General features: G+C 50.6%; 17 protein-coding genes and 5 pseudogenes. 21 read left to right on the forward strand and 1 reads right to left on the reverse strand.

Annotated features, from left to right (window positions below):
• Nucleotide 1: 1 nt before the first annotated feature.
• The 17 genes and pseudogenes from HKK52_RS00005 to HKK52_RS00085 form a co-directional block, all read left to right on the forward strand.
• Nucleotides 2–2731, forward strand: a pseudogene (locus tag HKK52_RS00005) (RHS repeat-associated core domain-containing protein); the annotation flags it as partial.
• A 385-nt stretch (nucleotides 2732–3116) separates the two neighbouring features.
• Entirely contained in the window at nucleotides 3117–3449 is a 333-nt protein-coding gene (locus HKK52_RS00010; protein ID WP_169368748.1) for a DUF7716 domain-containing protein, read from the forward strand.
• A gap of 213 nt (nucleotides 3450–3662) precedes the next feature.
• Nucleotides 3663–4367 (forward strand): annotated as a pseudogene (locus HKK52_RS00015) (RHS repeat domain-containing protein); the annotation flags it as partial.
• Nucleotides 4364–4942, forward strand: a complete 579-nt coding sequence (locus tag HKK52_RS00020) for a hypothetical protein (protein ID WP_169368749.1) — start codon at nucleotides 4364–4366, stop codon at nucleotides 4940–4942. The pseudogene HKK52_RS00015 and the gene HKK52_RS00020, both read left to right, overlap by 4 nt.
• A gap of 48 nt (nucleotides 4943–4990) precedes the next feature.
• The gene (locus HKK52_RS00025) at nucleotides 4991–5509 is read left to right on the forward strand and encodes an SMI1/KNR4 family protein (protein WP_169368750.1); all 519 of its coding nucleotides are present in this window, start codon (nucleotides 4991–4993) and stop codon (nucleotides 5507–5509) included.
• A 69-nt stretch (nucleotides 5510–5578) separates the two neighbouring features.
• A complete protein-coding gene (locus HKK52_RS00030; protein ID WP_169368751.1) occupies nucleotides 5579–5899 on the forward strand; it encodes a DUF6386 family protein in 321 nt (106 codons plus the stop codon).
• Nucleotides 5889–6179 (forward strand): hypothetical protein, encoded by a 291-nt coding sequence (locus HKK52_RS00035; RefSeq protein ID WP_169368752.1) that lies wholly within the window; start codon nucleotides 5889–5891, stop codon nucleotides 6177–6179. The genes HKK52_RS00030 and HKK52_RS00035 overlap by 11 nt, the downstream gene beginning before the upstream one ends.
• A gap of 4 nt (nucleotides 6180–6183) precedes the next feature.
• On the forward strand, nucleotides 6184–6357 hold the full coding sequence (locus HKK52_RS00040; RefSeq protein ID WP_169368753.1) for a hypothetical protein: 174 nt from the start codon (nucleotides 6184–6186) through the stop codon (nucleotides 6355–6357).
• Between the two features lie 230 nt (nucleotides 6358–6587).
• Nucleotides 6588–6941 carry a hypothetical protein gene (locus tag HKK52_RS00045; protein WP_169368754.1) on the forward strand — a complete coding sequence of 118 codons (354 nt, stop codon included), beginning with the start codon at nucleotides 6588–6590 and terminating at the stop codon, nucleotides 6939–6941.
• A gap of 169 nt (nucleotides 6942–7110) precedes the next feature.
• A complete protein-coding gene (locus HKK52_RS00050; protein WP_169368755.1) occupies nucleotides 7111–7839 on the forward strand; it encodes a hypothetical protein in 729 nt (242 codons plus the stop codon).
• A 59-nt stretch (nucleotides 7840–7898) separates the two neighbouring features.
• Nucleotides 7899–9083: pseudogene (tssI, locus tag HKK52_RS00055) on the forward strand (type VI secretion system tip protein TssI/VgrG); the annotation flags it as partial.
• A 27-nt stretch (nucleotides 9084–9110) separates the two neighbouring features.
• Entirely contained in the window at nucleotides 9111–9704 is a 594-nt protein-coding gene (locus HKK52_RS00060; protein WP_149658783.1) for a DcrB-related protein, read from the forward strand.
• Nucleotides 9701–10933 (forward strand): PAAR domain-containing protein, encoded by a 1233-nt coding sequence (locus HKK52_RS00065; protein ID WP_237150638.1) that lies wholly within the window; start codon nucleotides 9701–9703, stop codon nucleotides 10931–10933. Before HKK52_RS00060 ends, HKK52_RS00065 begins: the two co-directional genes overlap by 4 nt.
• 25 nt (nucleotides 10934–10958) lie before the next feature.
• On the forward strand, nucleotides 10959–11312 hold the full coding sequence (locus tag HKK52_RS00070) for a hypothetical protein (protein WP_169368756.1): 354 nt from the start codon (nucleotides 10959–10961) through the stop codon (nucleotides 11310–11312).
• A gap of 164 nt (nucleotides 11313–11476) precedes the next feature.
• Entirely contained in the window at nucleotides 11477–11785 is a 309-nt protein-coding gene (locus HKK52_RS32870; RefSeq protein ID WP_169368757.1) for a hypothetical protein, read from the forward strand.
• 90 nt (nucleotides 11786–11875) lie between these two features.
• Complete coding sequence (locus tag HKK52_RS00080; RefSeq protein ID WP_442962298.1) at nucleotides 11876–13960, forward strand: RHS repeat-associated core domain-containing protein; 2085 nt, start codon at nucleotides 11876–11878, stop codon at nucleotides 13958–13960.
• Nucleotides 13957–14550 carry an SMI1/KNR4 family protein gene (locus tag HKK52_RS00085; RefSeq protein WP_169368759.1) on the forward strand — a complete coding sequence of 198 codons (594 nt, stop codon included), beginning with the start codon at nucleotides 13957–13959 and terminating at the stop codon, nucleotides 14548–14550. Before HKK52_RS00080 ends, HKK52_RS00085 begins: the two co-directional genes overlap by 4 nt.
• A 101-nt stretch (nucleotides 14551–14651) precedes the next feature.
• On the opposite strand, the gene HKK52_RS32875 is transcribed toward HKK52_RS00085, so the two are convergent.
• Nucleotides 14652–14870 (reverse strand): hypothetical protein, encoded by a 219-nt coding sequence (locus HKK52_RS32875; RefSeq protein WP_442962276.1) that lies wholly within the window; start codon nucleotides 14868–14870, stop codon nucleotides 14652–14654.
• Nucleotides 14871–15134: 264 nt separating this feature from the next.
• Here HKK52_RS32875 and HKK52_RS00095 point away from each other — a divergent pair.
• The 4 genes and pseudogenes from HKK52_RS00095 to HKK52_RS00115 all read left to right on the forward strand — a co-directional run.
• Nucleotides 15135–16793, forward strand: a pseudogene (locus HKK52_RS00095) (RHS repeat-associated core domain-containing protein); the annotation flags it as partial.
• Between the two features lie 405 nt (nucleotides 16794–17198).
• Nucleotides 17199–17627: a hypothetical protein gene (locus HKK52_RS00100; protein WP_169368760.1), complete on the forward strand. Its 429-nt coding sequence runs from the start codon at nucleotides 17199–17201 to the stop codon at nucleotides 17625–17627.
• A 151-nt stretch (nucleotides 17628–17778) separates the two neighbouring features.
• Nucleotides 17779–18346, forward strand: a pseudogene (locus HKK52_RS32470) (RHS repeat domain-containing protein); the annotation flags it as partial.
• A 364-nt stretch (nucleotides 18347–18710) separates the two neighbouring features.
• Nucleotides 18711–19085: a hypothetical protein gene (locus HKK52_RS00115; protein WP_169368763.1), complete on the forward strand. Its 375-nt coding sequence runs from the start codon at nucleotides 18711–18713 to the stop codon at nucleotides 19083–19085.
• Nucleotides 19086–19098: the final 13 nt, after the last annotated feature.

Genomic DNA, 19098 nt, shown 5'->3' on the forward strand with positions numbered 1-19098 from the left:
GCATTTCACCCGCACGGTCGACGGCACGCTGACCGACATCAGCGCCACCGGCGGCGTACGTGTTCACCTGCACTACGACAACCCGTTGGGTCGCCTGACCGATGTCAAACGCATCGTCGATAACCTGGCCGTCGAAACCCTGGTGCAATATCGCTACGACGACAATGGCCAGCTCATCGAGGTGATCAATCGCAATAACGATTCGGTCCGCCGCTTCAGCTACGCCGACGGCGTCATGGCCAGCCACAGCAATGCCCTGGGTCTGAGCTGCCATTACCGCTGGCAAACCATTGATGACCAACCCCGTGTGGTGGAGCACTGGACCAGCGACGGCGAACACTATCACTTGCGCTACGACTTCAAGCAGCGCACTTCCTGGGCCACTGACGCGCTGGGACGTGAGCTGGAAATTCACTACAACGAAGATCGTCGCGTCATCGCCAGTCGTGATGTCGGCGGTGAACGCTACGGCATCGACCTTGATGAGGCTGGCAACATGACCGGCCTGACGCTGCCCGACGGCAATCAGCTGGCGTTCAAGTACGATGACTTTTCCCGTTTGATCGAAGAAACCGACCCGCTGGGCCGCAAGATCAAATACAAGTACCACCTCAGCACCACGCTGGTCACCGAGACCACCTTCCTCGACGGCAGCACCTGGAAAGCCCGCTACGACGCCAAGGGCAACCTCATCGCTGAAGTCGACGCGCTGGGCAACAAAACCGAATACCTCAACAGCGACGACGGTCTGCCGCACACCATCATCGACGCCACGCACAAGTCAAAATACCTGTGGTGGAACACCCTGGCCCAGGTCGAACGTTTCCAGGATTGCTCGGGTAAAAACACCCACTACCGTTTCGACGAACGCCATCACCTGATCGCCGTCACCGATGCCCTGAACCAGACTACCACCCTGGAACGCAAACCCGACGGCGAAGTGCTGCGCATCCAGCACCCGGACGGCAGCGCCGAGTCGTTTACCTACAACGCCCTCGGCCAGGTGCTGACGCACACCGACGGCAAAGGCCAGACCACGCGCCTGCTGCGCACCGCTCGCGGCCTGCCGAGCAGCCGCCAGGACGCCAAAGGCCAGCGCATCCGCTACGAATACGACCAGGCCATCCGCCTGACCGCGCTGGTCAACGAGAACAACGCGGCTTACCAGTTTGCCTACGACGCGTCCGATCGCCTGATCGAAGAAAAACGCATCGACAACTTGACCCGCCGGTTCAGCTACAACCTGGGCGGGCACCTGACGCGGGTTGACGAAATCGGCTACGGCGAGCGCGCCGAGCGCCCACAGCGCACCTCGGAATTTGAGCGCGACCCCATCGGCCGACTGTTGGCCAAGCTCAACGCCGATGCCCGTCATGCTTACACCTACGACGACGCAGACCGCTTGCTCACCATCGAGCGCCTGCCCACCGCCCACGGCAAAAAACTCGGCGTCAGTGAAGAGACACTCGATTTCTCCTACGACCTGCTGGGACGCCTGATCAAAGAGACCACGCCGCAAGGCGCTCTGTCCTACGACTACGATCCGCTGAGCAACCTGACCACACTGACCCTGCCCACCGGCCAGCACCTGAACCACCTGTATTACGGCAGCGGCCACCTGCACCAACTCAACCTCGACGGCCAACTGATCAGCGACATGGAACGCGACGACCTGCACCGCGAAGTCCTGCGCACCCAGGGCCAGCTCACCAGTTGCTTCGGCTACGACGCCATGGGCCGCAAGGCCTGGCAGTTCGCCTCGCGCCTGCCGGCGGAAAAACTCTCGCAACTGCACAACCCCGGCATCCAGCCCGACCTGCTGGTGGAGCACGCCTACAACCCGATCCACCGCCGTCATCAATACGACCCCGCCGGCGAACTCACCCGCACCCTCGACAAATTGCGCGGCGAGATCAAGTACGAGTACGAAGCCAACGGCCAACTGCACAGCCGTGACACGGGCAGGCTGGTGGACAGTGAAGAGTTCCGCTACGACGCGGCGGCGAACCGGCTGAACTTCAACACCAGTCAGTTCGATCACGTCAAAGACAACCGGCTCAAGCAGTGGCGGGATCAGGAGTACACCTACGATGCGTGGGGCAACCTGATTGAAAAGCGTAGCGGCATGAACGGGCTGCAGACGTTCAGTTACGACGGTGAGAATCGGCTGGTTAAGGCCGAGACGTTGGTGGGCGGCAAGCTGGAAAGTACCGGGGCCTATCGTTACGACAGCCTGGGACGACGGGTGGCCAAGGTGTCAGCGGTCAACGGGGTTACCGAACAGAAGCATTTTCTGTGGCAAGGCTTGCGCCTGTTGCGCGAGGAAAGTCCGGGGCAGAGCAGCCTGTACATTTACGAGCCGGGGAGCTATGCACCTTTAGCCAGAGTCGATCAGAGCGAAGGAGAAGAACAGAAGCTCTACTACTTTCATACCGACCAGATTGGTACGCCGCTGGAGATGACTGACCGGGAAGGGCAGATCGTCTGGCAAGCGACATACAAGGCGTGGGGCTCGCTGGAGCGGTTGGACGTCAACGCAGTCGAACAGAATCTGCGCTTTCAGGGGCAGTATTTCGACGATGAGACGGGGCTGCACTACAACACGTTTCGGTATTACGATCCGGAGGTGGGGCGGTTTGTTACGCAGGATCCGATTGGGTTGTTCGGGGGGGATAATCTCTACAGATATGTAGAGAATCCTATTGGATGGACTGATGTTTTGGGTCTTGCAAGCTCAAATCCTGGGGTGTACGACGTATTTTTTGAAGCAAGATTACCTACACGTGAAATGTATAGGTTGTCGGACCCTGTGCACTTTAGTGAATCGAATAGACAGCTTCACTATGCGATGAAAAATGACCCGACCCTAAGGTCTCACCTAGAGGGGAAATATCCCGGAATTGAATCCCACGTCTCGCCTACTACACGAGGAACCTTCCGAGGAAAAGCTTTCCCTGGAACTACATGGCACCATCATGGCCAAGTTGGAGGTCTCCTACAGCTGGTCGACATGAAGGATCATAAATCACGACATACGGATTATCATGCGAAAGGTGTTGGTGGCCGTAAGGGCTGGGGCGGCGGAAGTTCTTGCAGATAAATAGAGGAATTTAATTATGATTAGATATAAAAATTTAAACTCTCTCCTTGCTGAAGTTGACGATCTGGACAAGTTCGGGACGTTATATTCGAGTAAAAGTGGCTGGGCTGAAGATCCTAGTAATACTGAAATATTATTATTGCTAGGCGATGATGAGCTTGAAGATTTAGATGAGCGTGGCAACCCGGTATTGGCCAATAAATATGGTGCTAGCTATTTTTTTGATGTGGAGATATTTCAGAGTGTCATTGATTTGCAAAGAAAAAATAACTCGAAGTCAAACGCTAATGACTATATTCGTGCAATAAACTATTACCTTGAAAATGATGATTTTTATGAGGTGACTTAAATAAAGTTACAGGGGTGAAGGGGCAGGTTTATTCAATAATTCCTTGTTGCGGCGGGTTTGAATACCTGTCGCTTTTGTATTTGTATGAATTTTAAAGCAGGTCTACTCTTCACTGGTACATGAGATGTGCTGGCGCGCGATACGTGATATTAGAGCGCGTCGGCGCGTCTATCCGGATACGCCGAATGCTAAACTACAGATGATTTTACTGAGCAGTTCTACTACTTCCATACCGACCAGATTGGTACTCCGCTGGAGATGACGCACCGTGAGGGGCGGATTGTCTGGCAGGCGACATACAAGGCATGGGGCTCGGTAGAAAAGCTGGAAGTGAACGAAGTCGAACAGAATCTGCGGTTTCAGGGGCAGTATCTCGACGACGAAACGGGGCTGCACTACAACACGTTTCGGTATTACGATCCGGAGGAGGGGCGGTTTGTTACGCAGGATCCGATTGGGCTCAGCGGTGGGACTAATCTATATCACTATGCGCCAAATCCTTACGGATGGATTGATCCCTGGGGCTGGATGGCTTTTTGGAAGCCGCCTAAGTCTGATGGAATGGGGCATCATCCTTTTCCCCGTGCGTATGCTAATACCCGTGGATTCCCAGAATTAGGCACGAAGCTTGACTCGCCATCATGGTTTCCGAATGAAGTGGACGGTTCAGACACTCTTCACAAGGATTTTCATGACGCAATTAAAAAAGAAGGTGTGCCTTTCAATAAGAAGTTTACTGGCACTCCTGAAGAGTTAATAGGCAAGCTAAATAAAGCTTATGAAAAATCCCCTCAAAAAGGCACGCTGAAAATACCTAGAACAGGCGAAGTTCTTGCTAAAAATGTTACTGTGGGTGAGGCGCTGAATAAGTCTATTGGTAAGGGGTCTAATCTGAAGGCGGCAGGAGGTTGTGGATGAAAAGTATAGCAAAAATTGAAATATTTGAGCCTGGAATTGCTATTTTTGACCCGGTCGCATTAAATGCTTTTGTTAAAAACAATGGCATAGAGTCTAGTGATTTATTCGATTATTTTCTTAATAATGAAGAGGTTGGACTAAGCGCAGTAGAAAATGGGGTGATTTTCCCTCTCTATCAAATCCCTGAAATGGAATACAGCATTTTTCTAAAAGGAGGAGGCCCGGATTCGAGCTTTAATACTGCAGAGAAAGCATTTTGTTATTCGGGCATCCCTCTAACAGTTGTTTCTGGCTTGATTGTTGTTGCTGATTTAAATGCCTTGATGGATTGGGATCGTGATTTTTTTATAGACTATAGAAACACGTGCGATGAAAGTCTTGGAAATAATGATTATTTAGATGTGCTGAGTGGCTCTTATGCATTGAGTATTTGCGGTTTTAAGGGTTTGAGTGATCCATTTTTTTCACTAGGTTATGAGTTGGAGTTCAACCCTGTTGAGAGGCTTCCGGTGCTTTCAAGTCATGCTACAACAGATGATTGGAATTTTGCTTTGACTGAACGCTTTCGAAGTTGAGGAAGCCGAGTATGGCACTGAAGCCCACATGCTGAGGTAGGTCCAGATATGCCAATAGTATATCAGCCAGGTTTGAAGTCAGCAGAGGTTGATTATATTGAGATGGAACTTAATAGGGTTTTCTCAGTTGAGTATAGAAAGTTCCTGTCTGGAATGAACGGCTTTTACTTAACAGCTCCTGACTACGTGAAGATACCATTAAGCACTATTGATGAGGGCACTATAAATTTTGATCGTTTTTTTGGGCTCTTGCCTGAAGAAGAATGCAACGATGTGGTTTGTTTTAATAAGGAATTTATTGATGAACTCGATATCTTCGAGGAGGCTGTAGCTATTGGTGAGGATGGAGGAGGAAATCCCTACGTGATGATTGGCAGGCGGGGGGAGCAAGGGGTTTATTATTGGGATAGAACTCATCTCCATGAATCCAGTTCAACAAATAATTTTGACATTCCAGTACAGAATGATTTTGGGAATTTATTTCTTATCTCTGGAAGCTTCACTGAGTTTTACGATTTAGTTGTTGGATGCGTATCTGGTGCTCCAGATTTTATTGAAGATATTTAGATAATGGTTTTTCTAATGCATCATCAGTAGGGTTAGGCTTAGTTTAATAATTTTTGATTGAGATCTGTTATGATTCAAGAATTTTCTATCAGTACAGATACCGCAACCATCGCAGTATTTGATCTCGCAGTTATTAGGCGCAGGATCTATTATGCGCCGGACTGGTGGAGCCTTATCAAGGATGAAGTTCAAGAGATAAATGATGGGAACATAGCTTTTTTGGGTGTGGGACAAGACGGTAGTTATAGGGTAATTATCGTCGAAGACATAACAGATGGCTTTGGGGCTCTATATCTTGGATTTCCATCGGGGCAGGTATTTATTGGCGCAGGAGAAGATACAGTCGGTGGTGATTTTATCCTCCTCCAGGAATGTAAAGATGAATCCTGAAGTTGAAAATAAGATTGTGGGGCTGCGGCAGCAGCTTGATGAGGCAGACATGTTTCTTGGCGAGCCCGCACGGGATGAAGATATAATAGGCCTTGTTTCAGAAGCTAAGGATACGCTTTTTCAAAGTGTGCCTGAGCAATATCTGGAATTTTTGAAAGCACATGACGGGTTGGTTTATAGCGGTGTTTTTATATATTCGAGTCGGCCGCATAAGTATTCGGATAGCGATGGTTTTAGTCACGCCTTTATAGAGCAAAAATTTAATTTCTCGAGATCTTGAGTTTATGGAAGCGTTCTTGGTTTTTGGCGAAAGTGACCAAGATGAGTATGTTTTGGATGTTGCAAATGATAGTTATCAAGTTGGAGATAAACAAGCTATTGATAACGTTTTTGAGGAGTTTGATACGTTTGATGGTTTGTTGGGGTTCATGCTTGATTTGATAATTGAGCGAGCTTGAGGTTTCAGGATTTCTCAATAAGTAATGCTAGGTAGTTAAAGATTTTGTTTGTTCTGATGAGGTCGAAGTTATGTTCGTGGGCGGTTGTATTCGCTTTGTGTGTAAGCTTTTGCTGTAGCAGTACTGTGTCATTTAGCAATGGATAAAAAATTAGATGTCGCACTGATAACGAACGTTTTTTAGAAGGCTTGACGAGAGCTATTAAATGTAAAATTCCCGGAGGAATTCTGATGTCCGTAATTGCAATCGTGCTTGATGGAAAGGTAGCTCAACCGCAAGCTCTTTTAAAATTCCATCAAGCCCTAAGTATTTCCTTGCAGTCCCTGCGCGACTCTTGGATTAGCGGCCGTCCGATCGTTGAGGTGGAAATTTTTGAAGGTGACTATCAGCAAAAATCGAAAGATATAAGATTGTTGCTGAAAATTATCCAGGGAGAAAATTTAAGCGCGAGGTTTTACGAACTTCCGTTCGGTGAGCAACATTTTGGTAATCAGAAATTAAAGACATGGGAGATTGATGCTCGGCTATTAGTTGGTATATTGGATGTTGCTGATGAAGAAGTGGAGCGGCAGCTTAATAGTTGATATAAGATACGATGCACAAGGTGGTGCTGAAAATGAAGTTTTTAGGGTACTAAATTAGTAAGGATCAGTCGTTGGTAATATTCCGCCAGAGAAGGTAATTTGTGCGCTGCGTATGCCTTAATTGCTTTTTGCATAGATATCGGTTCAAATTATGAGTGATGGAGGGCTTATGAGTATTAAAGATCTGCTTGAAGATGAGTATGGTGATGTAGTGAAGAAAAGTCATGATATGTTTTTTGTTCAGCATGAAACCAAAACATATGTGATTAACTACTGGCTAAAAGCGCGAGAAGATAATTCTAAATTACTCGTTATCTCTCAGGACGTTATCGATGACGCATTGGCGGAAATTATTGTTGACTCAGTTCCTGTCCTTTCTTTAACAGATAAACCGTTAATATTCCCGATCAACGCTGGTGGGCACTCTTCTAGTTTGTTTACTCATATAATTGTTTTTCCACAAAATTACCATGGGTATATGAAGGATGCAGGTATAGATCGAGGTGATCTCTATTGGTGTGTTCCTATTTTCCGTTGTGAGTTTTCTGGCGAGGAAAGCGTTGAAGAGTTTATGAGTATGCGTGTACATTTTGTGCCTGTTCTCGATTGGAAGCGCACGATCCGTCCTAGAGTTAAAGTTTATTTTGACAATCCTAAAACTGGCGCAGGCGCCGACGAAAGCGGTGTTCTGGTCAAATATTTGACTCTGCTTCAAGAGGTTGACAATCTTGAAGGTGTTTCTAACGGCTTTATTGAGTTAGAGAACTATAAGGGTGAGGTCGTAGAGGTTTTATCTCCTGCAAAAAGCGAATTTATTCTTATCCTGAACAGGGAAGATGAGATTGCTATGTCCAAGGATGTATTAAAAACCCATTTAGACGAGTTTGTGATGAGTTGAGTAGATATGCGACGCTCGTGACTTTACGACGCTGGCTTCCGACCGGCTCGGCGACCTAAACAGCCGACTCCATTACCCAATGGAGCGGTAATCGCCAATTGCAGTCCGGAAAGATCGCTGTCCAGACCTTCGATTACCGTCAGCCGACCAATCGCTTGCCGGTCACTATGAAGAGCCTGAACAAGCAGGGCGATGTCGAAGATTTCGAGATCTACGACTTCCCCGGCCAGTACACCCACGGCACGTACGACGAAGGCGAGGCGCTGGTCCGGTTGCGCGTTGAAGCGCTGGAGCTGAAAGGCAAAAGCTTTCAAGGCGCCAGCAACTGCCGCGCGATGAAACCCGGCTACACCTTCGAACTGCTGCAGCATTACGACCACGATCAAGGCTCACCCGACGATCGCCAGTTCCTGCTGATGAGCGTCGAAAGCGAAGGCCACAACAACTACCTCAACGGGTACCCGGCGAGTTACTACAACACCTTCTCCTGCGTGCGCAAAAAGATCGTGTTCCGCCTTCAACTGACCACACCACGCCCGACCATTTCCGGCCCGCAGACCGCCATCGTTGTCGGCCCGCCGGGCGAGGAAATCTTCACCGACGAACTCGGCCGCGTGAAAGTGCAGTTCCACTGGGACCGCAAAGGTGAGCACAACGACAAGAGTTCGTGCTGGGTCCGCGTGGCCCAATCCGAAGCCAGCGGCGGCTTCGGCAGCATCCTCATTCCCCGGGTTGGCGATGAAGTTGTCGTGGTCTTTCTGGACGGCAACCCTGATCGTCCGTTGATCATGGGCAGCCTCTACAACAGCCAGAACACGCCGCCGTGGTCGCTGCCGGCGAACAAGACGCAGAGGGGGTTTTTGACGCGGTCGGTTAAAGGGAAGGGCGCCAATGCCAACTTTTTCCGCTTTGAAGACAAGACAGGTGCCGAGCAAGTTAGCCTTCACGCCGAACGTAACCTGGATACCGAGATTGAGGCTGACGAAAGCCACACGGTCGGTGGCAATCGCGAAATCAAAGTCGACGGGAAACACACCGAGACGATCAAGCTTGAAACCAGTATCGCGGTTAAGGAAGGCTCCTATTACGTCACCGTTGATAGCGGTGAAGTAAAGATCAGTGCAGCGACATCGATCACGCTCGAAGTGGGTGCCAGCAAATTGGTCATGAAATCGGATGGCACCATCACGCTATCTGGCGTGAACATCGACGTTGTTGGCAGCACGAAAATCAACCTTAACTAACAACTCCTACGGACAAGGAATTCCCGTATGCGCCGGAATATTTACGACCGCCTTTCTGAACGGCGTATTCGAGAGCAAGAGCAAGCGCGTGTCGAGCAGGAGATTGCTGATGCGGTGCCACCGCCTCCTGAGCGTTTTCATACCAATGAGTTGAGTTTTGTTCGACCGACCAATCTCAAAGACAAAACTTTTCACGTATTCACTCTGACGGACATAGGGCCAAGCCCTTTTTCTTTGGTGGTTGGGCGTTCACAAGTTGAATTAGGCTCCGATCTTGAGACCATGGCCCAACAATTACTGGGTGAACTGAAAAAGTCCTTGTCGCATGTCGAATGGATCGAACCGGTTACACCAGTAAAGGTCGCGGGCGTAGATGCGCGGCGTGTCGAATTTCGCTGGAGGCAACAGGGGCAACCAGTTCATCAGCTGCAATTGATTTTTTTGCATCAAGATGAACATCAACAGCCATTGCTCATGCAAATAACGGGGACCAGCAACAACCCGAAAGGCATGACTTCCGAAGAGCGCCGTCAGTTTGACGCATTGGTTGAGACGCTTGAGTTGCGCTCCCCACCTGAAATCGACATGGAGGAGATCGTCGACGAGGTTCTGCCTTCATGAGCGAAGCCGCGGCGCGCATGGATGACCCGATTGAGCATTCGAGCGCATTAGGTGGGCTGCTAGCCGGGCTTGCTATTGGCGCTGGTGCAGTGTTGGTAGGTATTGCCATCGTCGGCACAGGCGGCTTGGGTGCAGTTGCACTGTGTGCGATGGTTGGCGCGGGGGCGGCGACCGGTGCAGGCATCGGCCAATTGCTCGGCAGTTTGTCTTTTGCCACCCATGATGCTGGACAGATCAAGACGGGCTCTGCGAATGTCTTTACCAATGGCAAGCCGGCGGCCAGAGCGCATGTTGATACCGCGACGTGTGACCAGCATGGGTCTGCCCCTCAGATTTTGGCTCAGGGCAGTGATTCGGTTTACATCAACGGCCTGCCCGCTGCTCGTGTAGGTGACAGAACAGTTTGCGACGCCAAGATCAGCGCCGGATCCGGTAACGTGTTTATCGGCGGAGGTACTGAGACAACAGACGCCATTAGTCCAGAAGTGCCGGCCTGGCTTGAGCGGGCGGTATTGGTGGTGGGTTTGGCTAGTGCTTTTGTACTGGCCAGTCCGGTAGTTGTCATCGCGGGGTTGGTAGGAGGTGTTGCAGGTGGCCTTGGAGGTAATTGGGCTGGTGGTAAGTTGTTTGGTGAAGGCTCTGATGAGCAGAAGTTGATGGCGTTTGGCGGTGCGTTCTTGGGGGGCGGACTGGGTGCGAAGGGCGGTAAGTGGTTTGATGCGCGGTATGAGGTTAAGGTTCAGGGAGTTGGGTCGAACTTTGGCAATGTGAAAATTCAGAGCAGAGCAGGACCGGGTAAAGTTGGTGACAAAGTCCCATCTTACAAGGTTCCTCATTCGCCGGTTACCAAAAATCAGAGAGTAAGTTTGAAAGCGAAGCTGGAGAACAGAACTCTTACCAAGAACGAATATAAACGGATGGAGTGGGATAGGAGGTTCGCAAACAAAAGAGCAAAAGGTGTTTCTCGTTTTTGGGCTGATGAGCGTGCTAAATTAAAGTTTGGCGAGCCGACTACAAGAAGTTGGTCTGTTGAGCAAAAAACGGATATATTGGCAAGTAGAATCCCAAAATCTAATAACGAGCCTATTCAAGGACATCATAAATATAATGCTTTGGACCATCCGCAGCTTGCTAGTGATCCTAAAATATTTACCCTGCAACTCGTACTGAGCACTTTGAACGGTGGCATGGTGGTAGCTGGAGAAATGACTCCTTTGGCAAGCCGCTAAACACGAAATTTCCGGAGGAATTCTGATGTCTATAATTGCAATTGTGCTTGATGAGAAGGTTGCGCCGCCGCAAGCTCTTTTAAAATTTCATAAAGCACTAGGGCTTTCATTGCAGTCCGTGCGGGATTCTTGGATACACGGTCACCCTGTGGTCGAGTTAGAGATTTTTGAAGGAGATTATCAGCAAAAATCGAAAGATATAAGGTTGGTTTTAAAAATTATTGACGAGGAAAATTTGGGCGCAAGATTTTACGAGATTCCTTTCGGTGAGAAATATGCTGGAAATCAAAATTTGAAAATGTGGGAAATTGATGCGTCGATAGTAATAAACATTTTGGATGCCGCAGATAAGGAAGTAGAGCGGCAGATGGATAATTGATAGTGTGTCTAGTTCAGAGGCTATGAGTGGGTTGATTATTCTGTTTTCAATCAAAAAATCACTCGATGGCAGCAGGCGCCGGAAGTACCCCCATCTGGCGATGATGGGCAATAGTTTATTACTCGTTTTAAACTTTGTTCGGCAGTTCCCATAAGTTATGTGTAGTGGACAGAATTTGGAAAGCCCGCTACGACGCCAAGGGCAACCTCATCGCCGAAGTCGACGCGCTGGGCCACAAAACCGAATACCTCAACAGCGACGACGGTCTGCCGCACACCATCATCGACGCTACCCATAAATCCAAATACCTGTGGTGGAACGCGTTGGCACAGGTCGAGCGGTTTCAGGATTGCTCGGGCAAGAATACGTGTTACCGCTATGACGAGCGTCAGCATTTGGTCGCCGTTACGGATGCGCTGAATCAGACAACAACCCTTGAACGCAAACCCGGCGGTGAAGTGCTGCGCATCTAGCACCCGGACGGCAGCGCCGAGTCCTTCACCTACAATGCCCTCGGCCAGGTCCTGACGCACACCGACGGCAAAGGCCAGACCACGCGCCTACTGCGCACCGCTCGCGGCCTGCCGAGCAGCCGCCAGGACGCCAAAGGCCAACGCATCCGCTACGAATATGACCGGGCCATTCGCCTGACCGCGCTGGTCAACGAGAACAACGCGGCTTACCAGTTTGCCTATGACGCGTCCGATCGCCTGATCGAAGAAAAACGCATCGACAACTTGACCCGCCGGTTCAGCTACAACCTGGGCGGACACCTGACGCGGGTTGACGAAATCGGCTACGGCGAGCGCGCCGAACGCCCACGGCGCACCTCGGAATTTGAGCGCGACACTATCGGCCGACTGTTGGCCAAACTCAACGCCGATGCCCGCCAGGACTACACCTACGACGACGCAGACCGCTTGCTCAGCATCGAGCGCCTGCCCACCGCCCACGGCAAAAAACTCGGCGTCAGTGAAGAGACACTCGATTTCTCCTACGACCTGCTGGGACGCCTGATCAAAGAGACCACGCCGCAAGGTGCTCTGTCCTACGACTACGATCCGCTCAGCAACCTGACCACGCTGACCCTGCCGACCGGCCAACACCTGAACCACCTGTATTACGGCAGCGGCCACCTGCACCAGCTCAACCTCGACGGCCAACTGATCAGCGACATGGAACGCGACGACCTGCACCGCGAAGTCCTGCGCACCCAGGGCCAGCTCACCAGTTGCTTCGGCTACGACGCCATGGGCCGCAAGGCCTGGCAGTTCGCCTCGACGTTGCCGGCAGAGAAACTCTCGCAGATTCTCAATCCCGGCATCCAGCCTGAGCTGTTGGTAGAACACGCCTACAACCCGATTCACCGCCGTCACCAATACGATCCTGCCGGCGAACTCATCCGCACCCTCGACAAACTGCGCGGCGAGATCAAGTACGACTACGAAGCCAACGGCCAATTGCACAGTCGTGACACCGGCAAGTTGGTGGACAGTGAAGAGTTCCGCTACGACGCGGCGGCGAACCGGCTGAACTTCAACACCAGCCAGTTTGATCACGTGAAGGACAACCGGCTCAAGCAGTGGCGGGATCAGGAATATGCCTACGATGCGTGGGGCAACCTGATTGAAAAGCGTAGCGGCATGAACCGGCTGCAGACGTTCAGTTATGACGGTGAGAATCGGCTGGTCAAGGCTGAAACGTTGGTCAACGGCAAGCTGGAAAGTAGTGGCGCTTATCGTTATGACAGCCTGGGGCGGCGTGTGGCCAAGGTGTCAGCGGTCAACGGCGTCACCGAACAGAAGCATTTTCTGTGGCAAAGCTTGCGCCTGTTGCGCGAGGAAACGCCGGGGCAGAGCAGCCTGTACATCTACGAGCCAGGTAGCTACGCGCCATTGGCCCGCGTTGATCAAAGCGAAGGGGAAGAGCAGACGCTTTACTACTTCCACACCGACCAGATTGGTACGCCGTTGGAGATGACGGACCGGGAAGGGCAGATCGTCTGGCAGGCGACGTACAAAGCCTGGGGCGCCCTCGAAACGCTGGCGGTGAATGAGGTAGAGCAGAACCTGAGGTTCCAAGGGCAGTATTTTGATGATGAGACGGGGCTGCACTACAACACGTTTCGGTATTACGATCCGGAGGTGGGGCGGTTTGTTACGCAGGATCCGATTGGACTGGTGGGTGGGGATAACCTATACCAATATGCACCAAACTCTACTGGCTGGACCGACCCTTGGGGCTGGAGTTGCAATCGTCCGGGCGGCTATAAGGCTGGTGATGTTGATGCTCACGGTAACTTGTCACCCGGTGTTAACAGAGCGTCGGGTCACAAAAATATTTCGGAAGATAAACTCGTGCAGTCGCACCATTTTATACAAGATGAGTGGGCAAAAAGAAACGTTACTGGATACAAGAGAAATGATGCACCTGCTGTTCTTCTGAAAAGTTCTTCTGGAGAGCCTCATGCTGTTGTTTCATCCCTTCAGCGAACTAGGCGTAGGCTCTCTGGGTTTGGTGGGACTATCAAGGAGGAGTTTGGAACAGCATACAAAGAGCTACTTGATGCAGGTGTTAATCCTGATGCAGCTAAAAAAGCTGCAAGCAAGTCATACAAATATTTTGATTCGCTAGGGGCGTTTAAATGACTATAAAATATACAGAAACAAAACACGCCGCATCAGCGAAATCCGTAAATGACATTATCCAAACGCTCGGAGTAGATAGAGACGTCTGGATTGTAAAATTTTGGTCACGCTACGACGGTGCATTGCTTAATGATCAGGTTTTGATGTACTCAACAGATGACATAGTTGAACGCAATCAAACGTATGAAGTAGGTATCAATTTTCCAGAGCAGGTTTTGATAGGCGATGACTCTGGAGGCAGACTTATTTTAATTGATAAAGCTATTTCAGATGTTTTCTATCTAATCGATTCTGGTGATCCATTCTTAGGTGATGCCGTCATATTTCATTCGATTGACGAACTGATGGATAATATTTCTGGCGAGGAAACTGATCTGTCGGCTACGTTTAATATAGTGGCTATTGCAAGCGACAAACCAACTCCGCAAGAAGTGCTAGCTATCAAGAAAGGGCTGGGATTAAGTTTTTCAATAACAGATCTGAAGGGGAAGCTTGAGAAGAGAAATGAGGTAATTCTATCAGATGTTAAAATTGTTAAATATGAAGCGATAGTGAAGGCGTACAACCATCTAATTCGGTTTGACTCATAGTGAGTGCGAGTTGAAGATTTTATAAGTTGATTGCAGTATAAGAAATTTGTGGTTGTAGCCTATAGTAGTGTGCGCTGGACTGTTTTTTTCATATGTGCGTGCTACGCTATTTTGTTCTTTAATAATTCGAGTTTGGGAGTGGCGGTGAGTATTTTTCTGCCACTCTCACCATCCTTGTCGATTAGCCCCACGGCAGCACCTGGAAAGCCCGCTACGACGCCAAGGGCAACCTCATCGCTGAAGTCGACGCGCTGGGCAACAAAACCGAATACCTCAACAGCGACGACGGTCTGCCGCACACCATTATCGACGCCACGCACAAGTCAAAATACCTGTGGTGGAACACCCTGGCCCAGGTCGAACGTTTCCAGGATTGCTCGGGCAAAAACACCCATTACCGCTTCGACGAACGCCATCACCTGATCGCCGTCACCGATGCCTTGAACCAGACCACCACCCTGGAACGCAAACCCGACGGCGAAGTGCTGCGTATCCAGCACCCGGACGGCAGCGCCGACTCGTTTACCTACAACGCCCTCGGCCAGGTGCTGACGCACACCGACGGCAAAGGCCAGACCACGCGTCTGCTGCGCACCGCCCGCGGCCTGCCGAGCAGCCGCCAGGACGCCAAAGGCCAGCGCATCCGCTATGAATATGACCGGGCCATTCGCCTGACCGCGCTGGTCAACGAGAACAACGCGGCTTACCAGTTTGCCTATGACGCGTCCGACCGGTTGGTTGAAGAAAAACGCATCGACAACCTGACCCGACGTTTCGCCTACAACGTGGGTGGGCATCTGACTCAGGTTGAGGAAACCGGCTACGGCGAACGGACCGAACGTCCAGAGCGCCCCACGGAATTTGAGCGCGACCGCATCGGCCGACTGTTGGCCAAACTCAACGCCGATGCCCGTCAGGACTACACCTACGACGACGCAGACCGCTTGCTGACCATCGAGCGCCTGCCCACCGCCCACGGCAAAAAACTCGGCGTCAGCGAAGAGAAACTCGATTTTTCCTAAGACGTGCTGGGACGCCTGATCAAAGAGACCACACCACAAGGCGCCTTGTCCTATAACTACGACGAGCTCAGCAACCTGACCACGCTGACCCTGCCGACCGGCCAGCACCTGCACAAGCTCAACCTCGACGGCCAGCTCATCAGCGACCTGGAACGCGATGACCTGCACCGCGAGGTGTTACGCACTCAAGGCCAGCTCACCAGTTGCTTCGGCTACGACGCCATGGACCGCAAGGCCTGGCAGTTCGCCTCGAGCCTGCCGGCGGAAAAACTCTCGCAACTGCACAACCCCGGTATCCAGCCCGAACTGCTGGTGGAGCACGCCTACAACCCGATCCACCGCCGTCACCAATACGACCCCGCCGGCGAACTCATCCGCACCCTCGACAAACTGCGCGGCGAGATCAAGTACGAGTACGAAGCCAACGGCCAGTTGCACAGCCGTGATACCGGCAAGTTGGTGGACAGTGAAGAGTTCCGCTACGACGCGGCGGCGAACCGGCTGAACTTCAACACCAGTCAGTTTGATCACGTGAAGGACAACCGGCTCAAGCAGTGGCGGGATCAGGAATATACCTACGATGCGTGGGGCAACCTGATTGAAAAGCGTAGTGGCATGAGCCGGCTGCAGACGTTCAGCTATGACAGTGAGAATCGACTGGTCAAGGCTGAAACGTTGGTGGGCGGGAAGCTGGAAAGCAGCGGCGACTATCGCTATGACAGCCTGGGGCGTCGTGTGGCCAAGGTGTCAGCGGTCAACGGGGTTACCGAACAGAAGAATTTTCTGTGGCAAGGCTTGCGCCTGTTGCGCGAGGAAAGTCCGGGGCAGAGCAGCCTGTACATTTACGAGCCGGGTAGTTATGCGCCGTTGGCGCGGGTGGATCAGGCCGAAGGCGAGGAGCAGAAACTCTACTATTTCCATACCGATCAGATTGGTACGCCGCTGGAGATGACTGACCGGGAAGGGCAGATCGTCTGGCAGGCGACGTACAAGGCGTGGGGCTCGCTGGAGCGATTGGATGTCAATGAAGTCGAGCAGAATCTACGGTTTCAGGGACAGTATTTCGACGACGAGACGGGGCTGCACTACAACACCTTTCGGTATTACGATCCGGAGGTGGGGCGGTTTATTACGCAGGATCCGATTGGGTTGTTGGGTGGGGTAAACCTTTATAGCTATGTTAGTAATCCGTTTACCTATATTGACCCATTTGGTCTAAGCCCGTTGGCGTTGCCCGCACCAACATCATTGGATCCTTGGGGAGCAGGAGCTCGACTAGAGTCTTTCCCTGTACCAAAAGGAGGGATTGTGGTTGAGATGGCCATGTCCCCTGGACAGACGAAGCCGGGTGGGTGGGCGACCTTGGACCACATACCCAATGTGGATTATGTTAGGAATCAGTTGGCCGTAATTCCGGAATTTAAACCGGATATATCACATGTACAAAAATTTCATATTCCAGAAGGTGTTCATGTTCAAGTTGGTCCAGTTGGGCCGCAAACTTCTGGAGGAAGAATCTATCCTGGTGGAGGAAGTCAAATTCAGATATTAAATTATCAGGATAGAGCTAAAATGAAGCCGGTGGGGAAACCGAGATCAATACATTCTAGTGGTTGTGGAGGTTAAATGGGTTGTATCCAGGATTTTATGGTAATCGACAATCTCGGGTCGTATGATCGCGACGCCAATCCTCAGGGGTTAAGCGTCTGGGAATTGCTTCCAACGGGAGTTTCATGGTCGTTTTTGGGGTGCCCGTATAAAGTTGAAAGTTTAGAAAAGCTCATCCCAAAACTATTGCTGGGGAGCGTTGGTATCGCTGTGGTTATTTCTCCATTTAATCTTAAAGAAAACAAGGCGCTGATTATTAAACCTGACGGAGACGTAATGTGGGATGTCGGGGTGATCGCTAAATCCATCGTTGGTGGAGGAATTTATTCTGATGTTTATTATGTGTCAGGGCAGCTGTGTTTTTTTGTTAATATAAATAATCAGGACTTTAGATTTACGTTTGATGTGGTATCGGGAGCGATTGGAAAGTTAGTTCCTTCCTATTAGATGTGAACTATATTTATATTATGGGTGATGTTTGAGGGTTCTATACGCAATATACTCCTCATGCTGATATTGGTCGCGATATGCCAATAGTTACAAGTTAGGTCTGCAATCTAAGTGCATCAATTATACTGTGGTGGAGACTAATAGAGAGCTCTCAGCGGCTGAGACGTTGGTCAACGGCAAGCTGGAAAGTACAGGCGCTTATCGTTACGACAGCCTAGGGCGTCGTGTGGCCAAGGTGTCAGCGGTCAACGGCGTCGCCGAACAGAAGAATTTCCTGTGGCAAGGTTTGCGTATGCTGCGCGAGGAAACGCCGGGGCAGAGCAGCCTGTACGTTTACGAGCCGGGTAGTTATGCGCCGTTGGCGCGGGTGGATGAGGCTGAGGGCGGGGAGCAGAAGCTTTACTACTTCCACACCGATCAGATTGGTACGCCGCTGGAGATGACTGACCGGGAAGGGCAAATCGTCTAGCAGGTGACGTACAAGGCGTGGGGCTCGTTAGAAAAGCTTGAAGTGAATGAGGTCGAACAGAACCTGCGGTTTCAGGGGCAGTATTTCGACGACGAGACAGGGCTGCACTACAACACGTTTCGGTATTACGATCCGGAGGTGGGGCGGTTTGTTACGCAGGATCCGATTGGGTTGTTGGGTGGGCACAATCTTTATGGTTATTTGTCGAATCCTTTTTCTAGGATCGACCCGTGGGGGTGGTGTGAAACAAAGGGTATGGGAGTCAGTAAATCGGGGCACCATGTCCCCGCTGTGAGAAAGTCAGTAGGTCGACCATTTGAGATTGCAAGATCTGATAAGACTAGACCCACCATATTTCCACGTGGAAAAAATCCAGAGCATTCACATTGGCTTTTGCATGAAGCTGAGCGACCTCATATCGGACCCCGCCAAGGTGATTTTTCAGGAACAGATGATGAATTGTTTGCGGCTTACAGAAAAGCATATGAAAATATGGATCATATAAAGGTTGATGTGGTTTCACCTAATGGAACGCATGTATTAGGCGAAAACGTGACACCGCGTACGGCAGTAGACCTTATTGAGAACTGGCTGAGGGAGAGTGGCTTGAGATGACTACTGAATCTATAAAAGAGCTATCGATTTTAATCCATGAAGAAAATTTTTTTGAAGTGGTTGCTTTGGCTGTTAAAGACTGGGACGAGGCGTTAGACCAAAGAGATAGGGGGGAGTTTGATGCGTCGTGGGTTGAAAGTAATGAGTATTTGAAGAAACTAGACTATAAAATCCCTACTGATGAAATGGAAATTTCAGCGTTAAGAGAGTTTTCTTTCAAGAAAGTGTTCCGTCTAACGCAAAATTCCGAAGCCGCAAGCTATGTGTCTGATGATATCGGAATGATTGGGGAGGCCATAGCAAAAGGACATGTGAGTGAATGGATAGCGAAGTTACTTGATTTGTACCGCAAAGGTGAATTTCCCTGTTAGCTTTTGGCGATAC

Source organism: Pseudomonas sp. ADAK2, assembly GCF_012935755.1.
In the GTDB taxonomy this organism is placed as follows: Bacteria; Pseudomonadota; Gammaproteobacteria; order Pseudomonadales; family Pseudomonadaceae; genus Aquipseudomonas.

Bases quoted from the DNA above. Each gene is read 5' to 3' on its own strand.
- HKK52_RS00065 (WP_237150638.1), top strand. From the start codon at position 9,701: ATGAGCGAAGCCGCGGCGCGCATGGATGACCCGATTGAGCATTCGAGC.
- HKK52_RS00045 (WP_169368754.1), top strand. From the start codon at position 6,588: ATGTCCGTAATTGCAATCGTGCTTGATGGAAAGGTAGCTCAACCGCAA.
- HKK52_RS00050 (WP_169368755.1), top strand. From the start codon at position 7,111: ATGAGTATTAAAGATCTGCTTGAAGATGAGTATGGTGATGTAGTGAAG.
- HKK52_RS00035 (WP_169368752.1), top strand. From the start codon at position 5,889: ATGAATCCTGAAGTTGAAAATAAGATTGTGGGGCTGCGGCAGCAGCTT.
- HKK52_RS00020 (WP_169368749.1), top strand. From the start codon at position 4,364: ATGAAAAGTATAGCAAAAATTGAAATATTTGAGCCTGGAATTGCTATT.
- HKK52_RS00010 (WP_169368748.1), top strand. From the start codon at position 3,117: ATGATTAGATATAAAAATTTAAACTCTCTCCTTGCTGAAGTTGACGAT.
- HKK52_RS00030 (WP_169368751.1), top strand. From the start codon at position 5,579: ATGATTCAAGAATTTTCTATCAGTACAGATACCGCAACCATCGCAGTA.
- HKK52_RS00100 (WP_169368760.1), top strand. From the start codon at position 17,199: ATGGGTTGTATCCAGGATTTTATGGTAATCGACAATCTCGGGTCGTAT.
- HKK52_RS00085 (WP_169368759.1), top strand. From the start codon at position 13,957: ATGACTATAAAATATACAGAAACAAAACACGCCGCATCAGCGAAATCC.
- HKK52_RS00070 (WP_169368756.1), top strand. From the start codon at position 10,959: ATGTCTATAATTGCAATTGTGCTTGATGAGAAGGTTGCGCCGCCGCAA.
- HKK52_RS00115 (WP_169368763.1), top strand. From the start codon at position 18,711: ATGACTACTGAATCTATAAAAGAGCTATCGATTTTAATCCATGAAGAA.
- HKK52_RS00040 (WP_169368753.1), top strand. From the start codon at position 6,184: ATGGAAGCGTTCTTGGTTTTTGGCGAAAGTGACCAAGATGAGTATGTT.
- HKK52_RS00025 (WP_169368750.1), top strand. From the start codon at position 4,991: ATGCCAATAGTATATCAGCCAGGTTTGAAGTCAGCAGAGGTTGATTAT.
- HKK52_RS00060 (WP_149658783.1), top strand. From the start codon at position 9,111: ATGCGCCGGAATATTTACGACCGCCTTTCTGAACGGCGTATTCGAGAG.